This is a genomic window from Aeromicrobium sp. EU05-FHT14F07 (assembly GCF_058790455.1).
In genome coordinates this window covers 42,906-57,667 of the sequence record NZ_JBYTCR010000021.1, presented here as the reverse complement: position 1 = coordinate 57,667, position 14,762 = coordinate 42,906, and the positions used below count along the sequence as shown (strand labels likewise).

17 protein-coding genes and 1 tRNA gene are annotated in these 14,762 nt (G+C 73.1%); 5 read left to right on the top strand and 13 right to left on the bottom strand.

Annotated elements, in window-relative coordinates:
* Positions 1 to 548 precede the first annotated feature (548 nt).
* From AC3WRM_RS16295 to AC3WRM_RS16265, 7 genes are all read right to left on the bottom strand, one after another.
* Positions 549 to 621: transfer RNA gene (locus AC3WRM_RS16295), tRNA-Ala, on the bottom strand.
* 64 nt (positions 622 to 685) lie between these two features.
* The gene (gene sepX, locus AC3WRM_RS16290; protein WP_492249551.1) at positions 686 to 1,624 is read right to left on the bottom strand and encodes a divisome protein SepX/GlpR; all 939 of its coding nucleotides are present in this window, start codon (positions 1,622 to 1,624) and stop codon (positions 686 to 688) included.
* 87 nt (positions 1,625 to 1,711) lie between these two features.
* Entirely contained in the window at positions 1,712 to 2,326 is a 615-nt protein-coding gene (locus AC3WRM_RS16285) for a GNAT family N-acetyltransferase (protein ID WP_492249552.1), read from the bottom strand.
* On the bottom strand, positions 2,323 to 2,850 hold the full coding sequence (locus tag AC3WRM_RS16280; protein WP_492249553.1) for a MogA/MoaB family molybdenum cofactor biosynthesis protein: 528 nt from the start codon (positions 2,848 to 2,850) through the stop codon (positions 2,323 to 2,325). The genes AC3WRM_RS16285 and AC3WRM_RS16280 overlap by 4 nt, the downstream gene beginning before the upstream one ends.
* On the bottom strand, positions 2,847 to 3,275 hold the full coding sequence (gene moaC, locus AC3WRM_RS16275; RefSeq protein ID WP_492249603.1) for a cyclic pyranopterin monophosphate synthase MoaC: 429 nt from the start codon (positions 3,273 to 3,275) through the stop codon (positions 2,847 to 2,849). The genes AC3WRM_RS16280 and moaC overlap by 4 nt, the downstream gene beginning before the upstream one ends.
* 64 nt (positions 3,276 to 3,339) lie before the next feature.
* A complete protein-coding gene (gene glp / locus AC3WRM_RS16270) occupies positions 3,340 to 4,662 on the bottom strand; it encodes a molybdotransferase-like divisome protein Glp (RefSeq protein ID WP_492249554.1) in 1,323 nt (440 codons plus the stop codon).
* 5 nt (positions 4,663 to 4,667) lie between these two features.
* Positions 4,668 to 6,008 carry a UTP--glucose-1-phosphate uridylyltransferase gene (locus tag AC3WRM_RS16265; protein WP_492249604.1) on the bottom strand — a complete coding sequence of 447 codons (1,341 nt, stop codon included), beginning with the start codon at positions 6,006 to 6,008 and terminating at the stop codon, positions 4,668 to 4,670.
* Positions 6,009 to 6,055: 47 nt separating this feature from the next.
* Between AC3WRM_RS16265 and AC3WRM_RS16260 the strand changes: the two genes are divergently transcribed.
* A complete protein-coding gene (locus tag AC3WRM_RS16260; RefSeq protein WP_492249555.1) occupies positions 6,056 to 6,679 on the top strand; it encodes a 5-formyltetrahydrofolate cyclo-ligase in 624 nt (207 codons plus the stop codon).
* On the opposite strand, the gene AC3WRM_RS16255 is transcribed toward AC3WRM_RS16260, so the two are convergent.
* Positions 6,676 to 7,719 carry a hemolysin family protein gene (locus AC3WRM_RS16255; RefSeq protein WP_492249556.1) on the bottom strand — a complete coding sequence of 348 codons (1,044 nt, stop codon included), beginning with the start codon at positions 7,717 to 7,719 and terminating at the stop codon, positions 6,676 to 6,678. The two genes, AC3WRM_RS16260 and AC3WRM_RS16255, sit on opposite strands and share 4 nt — an antisense overlap.
* Positions 7,712 to 9,115, bottom strand: a complete 1,404-nt coding sequence (locus tag AC3WRM_RS16250) for a hemolysin family protein (protein ID WP_492249557.1) — start codon at positions 9,113 to 9,115, stop codon at positions 7,712 to 7,714. The genes AC3WRM_RS16255 and AC3WRM_RS16250 overlap by 8 nt, the downstream gene beginning before the upstream one ends.
* 116 nt (positions 9,116 to 9,231) lie before the next feature.
* Between AC3WRM_RS16250 and AC3WRM_RS16245 the strand changes: the two genes are divergently transcribed.
* The 3 genes from AC3WRM_RS16245 to mscL all read left to right on the top strand — a co-directional run bounded on the left by AC3WRM_RS16245 (position 9,232) and on the right by mscL (position 10,707).
* Positions 9,232 to 9,555 (top strand): FmdB family zinc ribbon protein, encoded by a 324-nt coding sequence (locus AC3WRM_RS16245; RefSeq protein ID WP_492249558.1) that lies wholly within the window; start codon positions 9,232 to 9,234, stop codon positions 9,553 to 9,555.
* Positions 9,556 to 9,614: 59 nt separating this feature from the next.
* Entirely contained in the window at positions 9,615 to 10,217 is a 603-nt protein-coding gene (locus AC3WRM_RS16240) for an SAF domain-containing protein (RefSeq protein WP_492249559.1), read from the top strand.
* Positions 10,218 to 10,308: 91 nt separating this feature from the next.
* A complete protein-coding gene (gene mscL / locus AC3WRM_RS16235; protein ID WP_492249560.1) occupies positions 10,309 to 10,707 on the top strand; it encodes a large conductance mechanosensitive channel protein MscL in 399 nt (132 codons plus the stop codon).
* A 16-nt stretch (positions 10,708 to 10,723) separates the two neighbouring features.
* Here mscL and AC3WRM_RS16230 read toward each other — a convergent pair whose 3' ends face one another.
* From AC3WRM_RS16230 to AC3WRM_RS16215, 4 genes are all read right to left on the bottom strand, one after another.
* Complete coding sequence (locus AC3WRM_RS16230) at positions 10,724 to 10,906, bottom strand: hypothetical protein (RefSeq protein ID WP_492249561.1); 183 nt, start codon at positions 10,904 to 10,906, stop codon at positions 10,724 to 10,726.
* A gap of 4 nt (positions 10,907 to 10,910) precedes the next feature.
* A complete protein-coding gene (locus tag AC3WRM_RS16225) occupies positions 10,911 to 11,807 on the bottom strand; it encodes an NAD-dependent epimerase/dehydratase family protein (RefSeq protein ID WP_492249562.1) in 897 nt (298 codons plus the stop codon).
* A 100-nt stretch (positions 11,808 to 11,907) separates the two neighbouring features.
* Complete coding sequence (locus AC3WRM_RS16220) at positions 11,908 to 12,681, bottom strand: HAD-IIA family hydrolase (protein ID WP_492249605.1); 774 nt, start codon at positions 12,679 to 12,681, stop codon at positions 11,908 to 11,910.
* Between the two features lie 130 nt (positions 12,682 to 12,811).
* Positions 12,812 to 13,096 carry a gas vesicle protein GvpO gene (locus tag AC3WRM_RS16215; RefSeq protein WP_492249563.1) on the bottom strand — a complete coding sequence of 95 codons (285 nt, stop codon included), beginning with the start codon at positions 13,094 to 13,096 and terminating at the stop codon, positions 12,812 to 12,814.
* Positions 13,097 to 13,230: 134 nt separating this feature from the next.
* Here AC3WRM_RS16215 and AC3WRM_RS16210 point away from each other — a divergent pair, with 134 nt between their 5' ends.
* The gene (locus tag AC3WRM_RS16210; protein WP_492249564.1) at positions 13,231 to 14,409 is read left to right on the top strand and encodes a PQQ-dependent sugar dehydrogenase; all 1,179 of its coding nucleotides are present in this window, start codon (positions 13,231 to 13,233) and stop codon (positions 14,407 to 14,409) included.
* Positions 14,410 to 14,762: the final 353 nt, after the last annotated feature.

Genomic DNA, 14,762 nt, shown 5'->3' with positions numbered 1-14,762 from the left:
GTCGACTTTTAGCACACTGTTGAGTTCTCAAACATCAGACGCACACCCACCAGACAGACCCACATCAGGGCCCACCCGCCAGGGGCTGGTCAAACCTACCTGACTGGTTCGAGCGAGACGAACTCGCTGTCCTTCAGTCCTCGCTCGCCGTTGTCAGCGATCAGTCTCCAGACGAACCTGGCATTGATCGTTTCGGTTCAAGCGGGTCACACCCACCGGACACCCGGCCTTCTGGCCTTGCGCCCCGCCGTGCGGTGCAACAAGAAGAACATTACACACCCCCTCCTGGGAGCGTCAAACCACCCCCCTCCTCACCGCTCACGCCCGTTCGTGCACCACCGGAAAAGACTGCAACGACGGCGTCGCGCTCCGGACGGGGCATGCGCAGCACGCCTCGGAAGGCCTGTCCGAGCTACGCCACGGTCGCGTACCGCACGCGCCGTCCGGAGGGCCGAGAGCCGGCGGCACACGACGCATCCGCGCGCCCGCCGCTCCCGGAGACGACGAAGAGCCTCCCAGCCGTGCCGGGAGGCTCTTCGTGGTGCGGGTGGAGCATAGGAGATTCGAACTCCTGACCTCTTCGATGCGAACGAAGCGCGCTACCAACTGCGCCAATGCCCCAGGTCCTGATCAGGTTAGCACCCGCACGACCGCGCCCCGCAGGGGGTCCGGACGGGTCTGACGGCTACTCCCCCGACGCGCGACGCGACGTCTCGGGGGCTGCCGGCGTGGACCGCCCACGACCCGGCAGCTCGACGTCCTCGCCCTCCACGTGACCGGAGGTCCAGGCCCCCGGTGCGTCGAAGTCGATGGTGCGGACGGTGCGGCCGACGCGCGGCTTGGTGACGTAGGTCGGCAGGGTGACCGGCAGCGGGTCCCAGAGGGCGGTGCCGGCGGTGCTGACCGACGGCACGGCGATCTGCAGCTTCTCCTCGAGGGCGTCGGCCGGCAGCTCCGCGCGCTCCATGACGTGCTTGCGGTCGGGCTCGACGTCCTCGAACTGGTGCGAGACGACGACCGTGTGCTCCTCGTCGGGCGTGCGCGGCACGGCGCGGCGCGAGGCCCGCTCAGCGGCCGTGTCGCGCGCTGGGAGCTTGACGGACGGCAGCCGGGAGGAGAGCGGACGACGCTCCCTCGCCGGGCGGCTGATGCCACGTTCGGCCCTGACCTGCACGCGGCAGGCGACGAGCCAGGCCACGACCAGCGCGGCCGGCGCGGCCACCCACACCGGCGAGACCACCGAGAAGCCGGCCAGCCCGCCCACGATCGCGAGCGCGGTGAGCAGCGTCAGCAGGGTGCGAAGGCGGCGACGGGCGGCGACGACCGCGGCGCGGCGGGTCGGCGCGTCACGGCGGGCGGTCGGGGTCTCGGTCACGGTGGGGGCCTTCGGGGTCGGCTCGGCGGCGGTCGTGGGAGTGTCGACCGGCGCCGAGAGGGGCACCTCGTCGGTGGCGTCCTCGGTCGGCTCGCCGTGGCCGCGCCGGGAGATGACGCGGCTCAACGGGCTGAGCGACTCCAGGGACTCCGAGGAGCTCGCCTCGTCGTACCGACGCAGGACGAGCGGCACGAAGTACGCCGCCCACACGGCGACGACGAACGCGACGATCAGTCCATTGGCACCCACGGATCAACCGTAGGTCGCCCGTTGGGGGAATCTCCGCAGGTCAGTCGTGTGTCGCGTGAAGTTTGTGACGGATGTGGCGTGCGGGACTCACGACGGCGAGCGGCGACGTGCCCCGTCGTCGCGGGTGACCCGCTCCAGCAGCCGTCCGGGGCGGTCGTCGGCGAGCACCTGGAAGACGCGGTGGTCGCGCCACGCGCCGTCGATGTGCAGGTACCCGCGGGCCAGGCCGACCTCCTCCAGCCCGAGCTTCTGCACCACGCGCAGGCTGGCCTCGTTCTCCGGCCGGATGGAGATCTCGACGCGGTGCAGGCCCACGGTGTCGAGGAGGTGGTCGACCACGAGCGCGACGGCGACCGGCGTGATGCCCCGGCCCGCATGACGCCGCGAGATCCAGTAGCCGATGCTCGCCCAGCGCGCGGACCCCCAGGAGATCCCGTTGACGGTGACCTGGCCGACCATCTCGCCCCGCCACGTGACCACGAAGGGCATCGCCCTCCCCTGGCGTGCGCGACGTCGCTGCGTCACGATCATCGCGCGGTAGGAGAGCGGCGCCGCACCCCCGCCCGGGGGCAGCGTGGCCTCCCAGGGCGACAGCCAGGCGACGTCGGCCCGCCGCAGCCGTGCCCACGCGCGTGCGTCGGAGCGACGCAGCGGCCGCACCCCGACGTCGCCGTGCGCGAGCTCGACGGGCCAGCCCCTCATGCCGTCGCCTGGGGTCCCGGGTGGTCCGGGCCGGCGTGGTCGCCGCCGGCCAGCTGGTCGACGGCGTGCGGGACGACGTCGGCGAGCACCTGGATGCCGTCCTTGACGCCTCCGCGCGAGCCGGGGAGGTTGACGACGAGGGTCCGGCCAGCCACGCCGGCCAGGCCTCGCGACAGCACGGCCGTGGGGACGCCCTGGGCGACTCCTGCGGCACGCAGCGCCTCGGCCAGGCCGGGCAGTTCGCGGTCGAGCAGCGGCCGGGTCACCTCGGGCGTGCGGTCGGTGGGACTGATGCCGGTGCCGCCGGTGGTCAGCACGACGGCCGCGCCCGACGCCACGGCCTCCGCGACGGCGCGGCCGACCGGGTCGCCGTCGGGCACGACGGCGGCGGCGTCGGTCTCGAGGCCCCAGGAACGGAGCGCGGCGACGAGCAGCGGCCCGGTCGTGTCCTCGTAGACGCCCGCGGCCGCGCGGTTCGACGCGACGACGACGGCGCCGCGTCGGCCGCCGGTGGGCGAGCTCATCGGACGTCCCAGTCCCCGCTGCGGCCGCCCGCCTTCGCGACGACCTCGACGTCGGTGATGCGTGCCCGCTTGTCGACGGCCTTGACCATGTCGACGACCGTCAGCGCGGCGACCGTGACCGACGTCAGCGCCTCCATCTCGACGCCCGTGCGGTCGGTGGTGCGGACGCTGGCGGTGATCTCGACGGCGTCGTCGACGACCTGCAGGTCGACCTCGACCCCGCTGATGGCGATGGGGTGGCAGAGCGGCACGAGGTCGGGCGTCCGCTTGGCGCCCATGATGCCCGCGACCCGCGCGACGCCGAGGGCGTCGCCCTTGGGCACGCCCTCGCCGCGCAGGAGCGCCACGACCTCGGCGGACACCTCGACGCGCCCGCGAGCCGTCGCCGCGCGCCGGCTGACGTCCTTGTCGCCGACGTCGACCATGCGGGCCGCGCCGGACTCGTCGACGTGCGTCAGCCGCGCTGCGGACGGATCGGGCCCGGCCACGTCAGAACGGCCTGTCGAGCACGAGTGTGCGGACCGTGTCGCCCAGGTTCAGCGCGGTCTCGTCCTCGCCCACGACGATCAGCGCGTTCGCCTGCGCGAGCGAGCCGAGCAGGTGCGACCCGTGGCCGCCGAGCGGGGTGACCTTGGCGCCGCGGTGGGTCACCTCGAAGACGCCGCGGACGTACTGCCGGCGTCCGGGGATGGACGCGATGTCCTGGGTGAGCACCGCGTGCACCATGGGCCGGCGGTACGGCGTGAGGCCCATGAGCCGGCGGATGGCCGGGAGCACGAACACCTCGAAGGACACGTAGGCCGAGACCGGGTTGCCGGGCAGCGTGATGATCGGGGTCTGCTCGTCGAAGATCGTGCCGAAACCCTGCGGCTTGCCGGGCTGCATGGCGACCTTCGGGAAGGCGACGGTGCCGAGCGCCGAGAGCGTCTCCTTGACGACGTCCTTCTCGCCCTCGCTGATGCCGCCGCTGGTGACGACGAGGTCGGCGCGGACGAGCTGCTCGGACAGCGTGCGTCGGAAGGTCCGCGGGTCGTCGCCGATGGCGCCGACGCGGTAGGCGATCGCGCCGGCCGCGCGCACGGCGGCGGCGAGCATGTAGCTGTTGCCGTCGTAGATGGAGTCGAAGTCGAGGTGGGCGCCCGGCTCGCGGAGCTCGTTGCCGGTGGACAGCACGACCACGCGCGGTCGCGGTCGGGCGGCGACCCGCCCCAGGCCGAGCGAGGCCAGCAGACCCGCCTCCCGTGGTCCGACGACCGTGCCGGCCGCCAGCACGAGGTCGCCCTGGGCGACGTCGTCGCCGGCGCGACGCACGTGCTGTCCCTCGCGCACCGCCTCGGTGAATCGCACCCGCGCGTTGCCGCGGTCGGTCGCCTCGAACGGCACGACGGCGTCGGCACCGCGCGGCACGGGAGCACCCGTCATGATCTTGACGGCCGTGCCCGGCGAGATGGCGAACGGCCGGCTCGACCCGGCGTAGATGTCGGCCACGACCGGCAGCTCCACGGGCGTGGCCGACGTGGCCTGGGCGAGGTCCTCCGCGCGGACGGCGTAGCCGTCCATGGCGGAGTTGTCGAAGCGGGGCAGGGAGATCGGGGCGTGCACGTCGGCGTGCAGCGGCAGGCCGAGCGACTCCACGACCGGCTGGTCGTACGGCTCGAGCGGGCCGATGCCGCGCAGGATCTTCTCCAGGTGATCCTCGACGGTCAGGAAGCCGTCGGGCACGCTCTCCGGACGCACCCGCGGACGCGGTCCCCGGGGTGGAGCAGCGTCGCCGGAGGGCGGAGCGGCCTCGTTCCCTGCGTCGGAAGACATGGGCGTCAGCCTAACCGGGCACCCTGCGGGACGCTGCGTGCCGTGCCGTCGTCGTCCAGGGTCGCGTCGCCCGTGACGACCACGTCGCGTCCGAAGTGCCAGTCGCCGCGCACCGTGAGGGACGACGCGCCGGCGAGCGACGGGGCGTGCGGGATGCGGGCGTCGAAGTCGGCGATGGTCGTGTAGAAGCGACGGTCGAGGTCGACGAGCGGCCGCGGGTCGACGGTGGCCCGCAGCCGGCTGTCGTCGCCGAGGCCGAACACGTCCGAGCGCAGGAGCAGGAGGTCGTTCGTCGTCTTGACGGGCAGGAACCGGGAGCGCTCGACCTCGATGGCGGTCGCACCCTCGAAGACCTCCACCGCAGCACCCATGGCCGACTCGATCTGCACGACCTTCGGCGACGTCTTGTCGGTGGGGTCGACCGTCTTCTCGTTGCGGATGAGCGGCAGGCCGAGCACGCCGTTGCGCTCGGTGAGCGTGTCGAGCAGCCGGGGCAGGTCGAACCACAGGTTGTTCGTGTGGAAGAAGGGGTGCCGGTCGGCGTCCGCGGCGAGGGCCGCGTCCTCGTCGGCGGTCTGCGCGGTCTCGCGGAGCACGAGGCGTCCGTCGGCACGTCGGACGACGAGGTGGCCACCCTTGACGTCAGCAGGCGTGCGTCGACACACCTCGGCGGCGTACGGCGCTCCCGTCGAGGCGAACCACGCCATCATCGACGGGTCGGGCGCCGCGCCGAGGTTGTCCGCGTTGGAGACGGTCGCGTACCGGTAGCCCGCGGCCACGAGCTGCTCGAGCACGCCCGAGACCAGCAGGGCGGTGTAGAGGTCGCCGTGTCCCGGCGGGCACCACTCGAGCGCGGGGTCGGCGGGCCACTGCACCGGGGTCAGGTCGTCGGCCCGCAGCTTCGGCTCGCGGTTCTGCAGGAAGTCCAGCGGCAGCCCCTCGACCTGCAGACCCTCGTGCTGGCGCAACCGTGCCAGCGAGTCGTCCTGCGTGCGGAAGCTGTGCATGAACAGCAGCGGCAGCGTGACGTCGAGGTCGCGCCGGACCTGGAGCACCTGGCGGGCGATGATGTCGAGGAACGTGAGGTCGGAGCGGACGGGCAGGAGGCTCTTGGCCCGGTCCATGCCCATCGACGTGCCGAGCCCTCCGTTGAGCTTGATGACGGCCGTGACCGAGGCCGCCTCGCGCTGCGCGTCGAGGTCGAAGGTGACGTCGGCGGCACGGTCGACGTCGACGAGCGGGTCGACGTCGGCCTCGCGGACGAGACCGGTGGCCCCACCCTCGAGCTGGCGGTAGAAGTCGCTGAAGACCTCGATCGCGGGTGCCGCCACGCCGGCGCGTTCCATGGTGCTCCGTGCGAGCTCGAGTCCGTCCACGCGCCTAGGCTAGACGTATGGACGGATCGGGCGCGCGTCGGAACGACGCCGCAGCCGAGCGGAAGCGCGCGGTGCGCCCCGCACTGCTGGAGGCCCGTCGCCGCCGCGACGACGAGCAGCGTCGAGCCGTCGACGACGCCGTCGCCGCCCACCTCCTGGCCCTCCCCTCGGTGGTGCGCGCCCGACGGGTGGCCGCGTACCGCTCGATGCCGGGCGAACCAGGCACGGAGGCGCTGCTCGCGGGTCTGCGCGAGCGCGGCGTGGAGGTGCTGGTGCCGGTCAGCCGCAGCGACGGCTCGCTCGCGTGGGCGCTGCACGACCCCGCGGCGCCGACCACCCGCTCACGGCTCGGCGTCGAGGAGCCCGTGGGGAGCACGCTCGCCGACGACGCGCTCGACACCGTCGACGTCGTCGTGCTGCCCGCGCTCGCCGTCGACCACGCGGGACGTCGCCTGGGCCGTGGCGCCGGCTACTACGACCGCGCCCTGGCGCTGCTCCCCCGCCGACCTCGACCGCTGCTGGTCGCCGTCGTGCACGCCGAGGAGCTGCTCGCGGAGGTGCCGCACGAGCCGCACGACCAGCCGGTCGACGTCGTCGTCACCGAGAACGGCGTGTTCCGCGTGCCTGAGGCGTCGGCCTAGGCGTCGAGCCGCTCCGCGTCGCGGATCTCGCCCACCAGCTCCTCCAGGACGTCCTCCAGCATGATGACGCCGAGCACCTCGCCGGTTCCGTCGGCCACGCGCGCCATGTGCGAGCCCTTCGCCTGCATGACGCGCAGCGCCTCGTGGAGCCCGGACCCCGCGGCGACGGTCGCGAGCGGACGCAGCCACTTGTCGGCGATGGGCGCGCGGCGCGCGTCGTCGTCGGTCTCGAGGACGTCCTTGATGTGCAGGTACCCGGCGAGGTCCCCGTCGGCGTCCAGCACGGGGAAGCGCGAGAAGCCCGTGTCCGCGCACGCCCGCTCGACGTCGGCCGGGGTCGCCTCCGGGGCGACGGTCACGAGTCCGTCGCGCGGCAGCAGCACCTGCTCGACCCGCCCGTCGTGGAACTCCAGGGCACCCTGCACGAGGCCGTACTCGTCGTCGTCGAGCAGACCCTCGCGACGCGACTCGTCGACGAGGCCCGCGACCTCGTCGTGGGAGTAGGTCGAGGCGACCTCCTCCACCGGCTGCACGCCGAGCAGGCGGACCGCCAGATTCGCGATGCCGTTGAGCATGACCACGAGCGGCCGCAGCACGGCGATGACGAGCAGCATGAACGGGCCCAGCACGAGGGCGGCGCGGTCGGGCTGCACGAGCGCGAGGTTCTTCGGCACCATCTCGCCGAACACGACGTGGAGGAACACGACCACCGACAGCGCGATCACGAACGAGATCGGGTGCACGAGGCCCTCGGGCACGTGGGCGACCTCGAACGCCGGCTCCATGAGGTGCGCGAGCGCGGGCTCGCTGATCGCGCCGAGGCCGAGCGAGCAGATCGTGATGCCGAGCTGGGCCGCCGCCATCGCCAGCGTGACGTTCTCGACGGCCTTGAGCGCGAGCCGCGCCGTGCGCGACCCCGCCTGCGCCAGGGGCTCGAGCTGCGTGCGCCGGGCCGAGATGAGCGCGAACTCCGCCGCCACGAACAGTGCGTTGAGGGCGAGCAGCACGAAGGTCAGCCCGACGCCGATCCAGTCACCCACGGCCGTCACCGTCCCCGATCGGCCCAATGTTGGCAGCGGCGTCGGCAGAGGTCTCGGGGGGCTGCACGGTCAGGGTGACGCGGTCGATCCGCCGCCCCTCCATCCGCTCGACGGTGAGCGAGACCTGCAGCGGCTCGGGGTCGTCGTCCTCGTCGTCCGGCGTCGGGTCGACCTGCAGGTGGACGACGTCGCCACGCACGCCCAGACGACCGAGCTCGGTGTGCAGCAGGCCGGCGATCGTCTCGTAGTCCTCGCTCTCCGGCAGGGCCACCCCGGTCTGCTCGAGGACCTCGTCGGGACGCAGGAGACCCGACAGCGACCACGTGCCGTCGGGACGGTGGCGGCTGCGGCTCGCGACACGGTCGTGCTCGTCGAGCACCTCCCCGACGATCTCCTCGACGAGGTCCTCGAGGGTCACGATGCCGTCGGTGCCGCCGAACTCGTCGACGACGACCGCCATCTGCATCCCCTGGGCGCGCAGGAGCGCCAGCAGCGGGTCGAGCTCGAGGCTGTCGGGGACGGTGGTCACCGGGCCGGCCAGGTCGCTCAGCCGGACGCCGCGACGACGGTCGGGGTCGACCGCCACGGCCTGCTTGACGTGCACGATGCCGACCACGTCGTCGGGCGAGCGGCCCGTGACCGGGAAGCGTGAGTGGCCGGTCTGCCGCGCCGCCTCGATGACGTCGAGGGCGGTGTCGCGGGCGTCGAGGAAGTGCACGCGGACGCGCGGCGTGCGCACGTCGGCGGCGGTGCGGTCGCCGAACGCGATGCTGCGCGCCACCAGCTCGGCCGTCTCGTCGTCGATGGCCCCCTCGCGAGCGGAGCGCAGCACGAGCGAGCGCAGCTCCAGCGGCGACCTGGCCGAGCGCAGCTCCTCCTGCGGCTCGACGCCCATGCGCTGCAGGGTGCGGTTGGCGGTGCCGTTGAGGAAGCGGATCGGCCAGGCCATGACCCGCGTGAACACCCGCTGCGGCAGCTGCGCGACGGCGGCCACCCGCTGGGGCAGGGCGAGCGCCAGGTTCTTCGGGATGAGCTCGCCCACCAGCATCGTGACGACGGTGCTGAGGAAGAGCGCCAGGCCGTACGCGACGGCGCTCTGCGCCCCTCCGGTGACGCCGAGGTCCTCCAGCGGCCCGCGCGCGAGCCGCCCGATGGCCGGTTCGGCGAGGAACCCGATCGCCAGGTTGGTGATCGTGATGCCGAGCTGCGCGCCGCTGAGCTGCGTCGACAGGCTGCGCAGCGCCTTGAGGGTGCCGACCGCGCCCGCCTCGCCCCGCTCGGCGTCGCGCTCGACCGTCGCGCGATCGACGGTCACGAACGAGAACTCGGCCGCCACGAAGACGCCGCACGCGAGCATGAGGAGGAACGAGAGTCCCAGCAGGAGGAGCTCGGTCATCACGGGGTCCCGGATGAGTCAGGGTCGGTCACGATGGTGGGAACTGTACCCTTTGACGTCGGAGACCTCGTGCCGGAGCGGCGCCCGCCGACCGGTGACATCCAGGAGAGAAGACCGTGCCGACCTACCAGTACCAGTGCACCGAGTGCGGGAACGCGCTCGAGGTGCACCAGTCGTTCACCGACGATGCGCTGACCGAGTGCCCCGCGTGCCAGGGCCGGCTCCGCAAGGTGTTCAACGCGGTGGGCGTCGTGTTCAAGGGGTCGGGCTTCTACCGCACCGACAGCCGCAGCTCGACGACGTCGTCGGACACCGCCAGCTCGTCCTCCACGACCTCGTCCTCCACGTCGGGCTCCTCGACGTCGTCGAGCTCCCCCGCGTCGTCGGGCACGTCCACGTCGGGCAGCGGCTCCTCGTCCTCGGGCGGGTCGGCCGCCTGACCCGCTCCCCTGTGGAGACACGCTGGAACGGGGTCCTGCCCGCTGCTTAGCGTGGCCGGATGGACCGTCTGCGCTCCGCCCTGCTCGAGCACCGTCGCCTGCTCGCGGCCGTGTGCACCGCCCTCGCCGTGCTGCTGGCGCTCGCGTCGGTGCGCCGACCGCCCGACCAGGTGGAGGTCGCCGTCGCCGCCCGTGACCTCGCCAGCGGCAGCGTCCTCTCGGACGCGGACGTGACCACGGCGCTGCTGCCGACCGGGGCGGCACCACAGCGCCTCGTGGCGTCCGACGACCTGTCCGGACGGCGCGTCGGCGGCCCGATGCGCCGCGGTGAGCCCTTCACCGACGCGCGTCTCCTGGCTGCCGGGCCCGGCGACGGCCTCCCGCGGGGCCGCGTGGTGACGGCCGTGCGTCTCGCCGACGCGACGAGCGGACAGGGCCTGCGGGTCGGCGACCGGGTCGAGGTGCTCGCGGTGGCGACGGGCGCGGGCGGTCCGCGCGCGTCGGTCGTGGCCTCCGGTGCGCTCGTCGCGGCCGTGCCCGACCCGCGGGACACCGACGCGCCCACCCTCTGGCTCACCGTGCCCCGTCGCACCGCGCTCGAGCTCGCGCGGGTGGGGTTCGAGGCGCAGCTGAGCGTCGTCGTGGCGTCGGGCGACGGCTGACCGCGCCTCGCCCGGTGAGTGGGACGCCGCGCGGGGACGCGCTGAACCCCTAGGCTCGTGGACGACCTTCACCGACGTCCAAGGGGGACACATGATCAAGGGATTCAAGGACTTCCTGCTGCGCGGGAACATCGTCGACCTCGCCGTGGCCGTCGTCATCGGCACCGCGTTCACCGCGCTGGTCACGAAGTTCACCGCGTCCTTCATCAACCCGCTGATCGCGAGCACCGGCAGCAGCGACGCGGGTCAGGGTCTGGGGTTCCGCATCCGCAGCGGTGATCCCTCGACGTTCATCGACGTGGGCGGCTTCATCAACGCCGCCATCACGTTCGCGATCACCGCGGCCGTCGTGTACTTCTTCGTGGTCGTGCCGATGAAGAAGATCAACGAGGCCCGCCAGCGCGGCAGCGAGCCGGAGCCGGCAGGGCCCAGCGAGGACATCGCGCTGCTGCGCGAGATCCGCGACGCGCTGCAGCGCCAGAACCCCTGAGACCGGGGGTCCGGGCTCAGCCGCCGTGGTGGGGCGGGACGTCCCGCAGCAGCTCGTCGTCGCGATGCGAGCCGGCCGACGTCCCGTCCTCCCCGCGCTCGTCACGCGTGGTGTCCGGCAGCAGGTCGCCCAGGAGCAGGGCCACCCGGCGTCGACGTGCCTGCTCGGCGGCCTGACGCGCGGCGTCGTCGACCGTCACCTCGTCAGAGGACACCGTCGAACCAGTCCGGGGTGAGCTTCGGGAACATCGGGTGCCAGCCGGCACGGTCGCCGAAGCGCTGGGACGTCACCCGCTGGGAACGTCCGAAGGTCTCCAGCCGCACGCCCGCCAGTCGCTGCGTGACCCGGTGGTGGAAGCGACCGCCACGGCGTCCTCCCGCGATGGCCAGCTGCTCGGCGAGGTCCTCGCGACGGCACGGCTCCGCACCCACGTTGTAGACGCCGGCCGGCGCGGTCAGCGCAGCCTCGGCGGCCGTCCCGACGTCGTCGACGTGCACCAGGTGCACCCACGACGACGGCTCGCCCCAGCCGGTGGGCCGGCCGGACCGGGCCCGGCGCAGCAGCCAGCGCGAGCCGGGGTCGGACCCGACGATCTGGCCGAAGCGCAGCACGACGACGTCGCGACCACGTCGACCGAGGGCCCTCGCGTGCTGCTCGGCCTCGGCGACGGTGTCGGTGTCGCGGGTGATCTCGACCGGCGCCAGCTCGTCGATCCAGGCGTCGCCGCCGTCGGCGTAGATCGACGAGCGGCTCTGCTGCACGAGCCGCGGGACGCCGGCTGCCAGCATGGCCTCGGCCACGCGGCGCGACCCGACCGCGCGGATGCGGTCGTTCTGGCGCCAGGCGCCGGGTCGCAGCATCGCGAGGCCCACGGGCATGCGGCCGGCGAAGTTCACGACGGCGTCGCACCCCTGCATGCCCGCCGACATCGCCTCGACGTCGAAGACGGTGCCACGGTGCGGTGTCGCACCGTGTGCCTCCACGACGCGGGCGGCGCGCTCGGAGCGCACCAGTCCGACGACCTCGTGGCCCGCGGCGACGAGGGCGGTCGTGGTGGACCGACCCATGACTCCGCTGGCTCCGGTGAGAAAGACCTTCAACGTTCTGGCTCCGTGACGTCGGGTGATGTTCCGTCGTGCGTGGACGTTCTCACGGCCGCCGATCGGGCGACGTGATCGGACCAGGCTACCCGACGAGCCGTCAGAGCCCCTCGGACTCGCCCTCCGCCAGCTCGGTCACGAGCGGGACCACGTCGGCGATCGAGTCGACCACCCGGGTCGGCCGGAACGGGAAGCGCTCGACCTGTCCCGGTGCCGTCGAGCCGGTCAGCACCAGGATCGAGCGCAGGCCCGCCTCGAGACCGGACAGCACGTCGGTGTCCATCCGGTCGCCGATCATCACGGTCGTCTCGGAGTGCGCCTCGATCCGGTTGAGGGCCGTGCGCATCATCAGCGGGTTGGGCTTTCCGACGAAGTAGGGCTCCACCCCCGTGGCCTTGGTGATGAGGGCCGCGACCGAGCCGGTGGCGGGGAGGCTGCCCGACGGCGACGGTCCCGTCGGGTCGGGGTTGGTCGCGATGAACCGCGCGCCGCTCTCGACGAGCTGGATCGCCTTGGTGATCGCCTCGAAGGAGTAGGTGCGGGTCTCCCCCAGCACCACGTACTCCGGGTCCCTCGTGGTCATGACGTAGCCCACGTCGTGCAGCGCGGTGGTCAGCCCCGCCTCGCCGATCACGTAGGCCGTGCCCTCCGGGCGCTGCTCGCTGAGGAACTTCGCGGTGGCGAGCGCCGACGTCCAGATCGACTCCTGCGGGATGTCGAGCCCGGCCGCGTGCAACCGCGCGCGGAGGTCGCGCGGGGTGAAGATCGAGTTGTTGGTGAGCACGAGGAACGGGCGCTCGTGCCGACGCAGCGCGGCGATGAACTCGGCAGCGCCCGGGATGGCGCGCTCCTCGTGCACGAGCACGCCGTCCATGTCGGTGAGCCACGAGGCGACGGGCTTGGTCAAGGCAGCTCCTGCGGGCGGGATCGTCGGTCGGGCCCGTCCGGCGACGGGTCGTTCCTCATCCTAGGCGTGGCGCGGCGCAGGCCGGACCGTGGACGCGTCAGCCGTCGGCAGGCACGGCCGGACCCAGGACGGGTCGGTGCGGGTGCTCGCTGCGGCGGTGCGCGTGCGGGTCGATCTGGTGCACGACGGCCTCGACGAGCCACGCGTCGTCGTCGGTACGGCACTCGACGACCACGTAGGTCGCGAGGTCCCCCTGGGTGCCGAGGGCGACGACGCCGCTCATCGCGGCGGTGTGGAAGTCCGCGAGGATGTCCTGCTGCTCGGGCACACCGCTGACCTCGTACACGACGACGGTCCAGGCGTCCTCGGCCGAACGGGACATGGCCCCTCCACGGGTGCTGGTGCGGGTGCCGTGAGCGTACGACGGCACGGCCGCGGGCGCGCGTCGAACGGACGACGGTCGGATGAACGACTCGCACGGCTGCCAGATCGCGTGAACGGGCGGATACTGAGGCGATGAGAGCCCGACGCGTGGTCACGGCCGTCCTCGGCGGGGTGCTCTGCGCCTCCGCCACCCTCGCGGGAGGAGCTCCGGCCGCCACGGCGGCCGCCGAGCCGCCACCGCTCGACGTGCGGGTCGTGCAGGCCGGCCTGCAGCACCCCTGGGCGCTCACCTTCCTGCCGGACGGCTCCATGCTCTACACCCAGCGGGACCGGCTGTCGGTCACCCTGCGCGACCCCCAGGGACGCTCGACGACGGTGCTGTCGCGTCCTGCCGGCATGTGGTCGGGCGGCGAGACGGGCCTCATGGGCATCGAGACGTCGGTCGACTTCGCCCGCAGCGGCGTCTTCTACACCTGCCACGGCTACCGCTCGGGCGACGTGCGGGACGTCCGCGTGGTCGCGTGGCGCCTCGACCGCTCCGCGGGGCGGGCGACGTTCGTGCGCAACGTGGTCGTCGGCCTGCCGTCGAGCACCGGCCGGCACGGCGGCTGCGCGTTGCACCGCGGCAAGGCCGACTCGCTGTTCATCGGCACGGGCGACGCGGCACGCGGCGGCATCCCGCAGTCGCTGACGTCCGGCGGCGGCAAGGTGCTGCGCGTCTCGGCGACGACGGGGCGGGGCTACGACGACAACCCGTGGGCGTCGGCCCGCACGGCGATGCAGCGTCGGGTCTGGACCTACGGCCACCGCAACGTCCAGGGCGTCGTCCGGCAGCCGTCGACCGGGCAGATGTGGTCGGTCGAGCAGGGCTCCTACCGCGACGACGAGGTGAACGTGCTCGTCAAGGGCGGCAACTACGGGTGGAACCCGGTCCCCCGCACGTCGGGCGACCCCGACTACAACGAGGGTGCGAACTCCCCGATGACCGACGACTCGCTCCCGGGGACGCAGCGCCGCGCTGCCTGGAGCTCGGGAACGTCGACGGTCGCGACCAGCGGTGCCGACTTCGTGAGCGGGTCCGGCTGGGGCAGCCTCGACGGCGCGCTCGCGGTGGCGACCCTCAAGGGCACGAGCCTGCGCCTGCTGACCTTCGACGGCAGCCGTCGCCTCGTGCGGCAGTACACCCCACCCGAGCTCTCCGGGACCTACGGACGGCTGCGCGGCGTGCAGCGTGGACCGGGCGGCGTGCTCTACGTGACCACGTCGAACGGCTCGGACGACAAGATCCTGCGGGTGGCGCCGCGGACCTGACCCGTCCCCTCAGGCGCCGGTCCGGCTCGCGCCGTCTGCTCCCGGGCTGGTGCCCCCGGGAGTACCACGTCCGAGGAGCGGTGATCGAACGTCCCTCGGCCTCTCCCGACGGTGGGCGCCGTGATGGTCGCGCGACCGAGGGTGACCGTGTGCTCTGAGCCGGCGCGGGTGATGTGCCGTCCGAGGCGTGTGCGGTTCGGACGACGGAGTGCCTCTGTCTCGGGCGCAGGACAGGCGCGACAGGCGCGTCGTGCGCGCCTCGACGCTCCGCTCGTCGAGCAGCGTCGCGGTGGCGTCGGAGGGCAGCTCGTGGATGCCGAGCGAGCTCGTTCCCCTTCCCAGCGGTTCCGGCA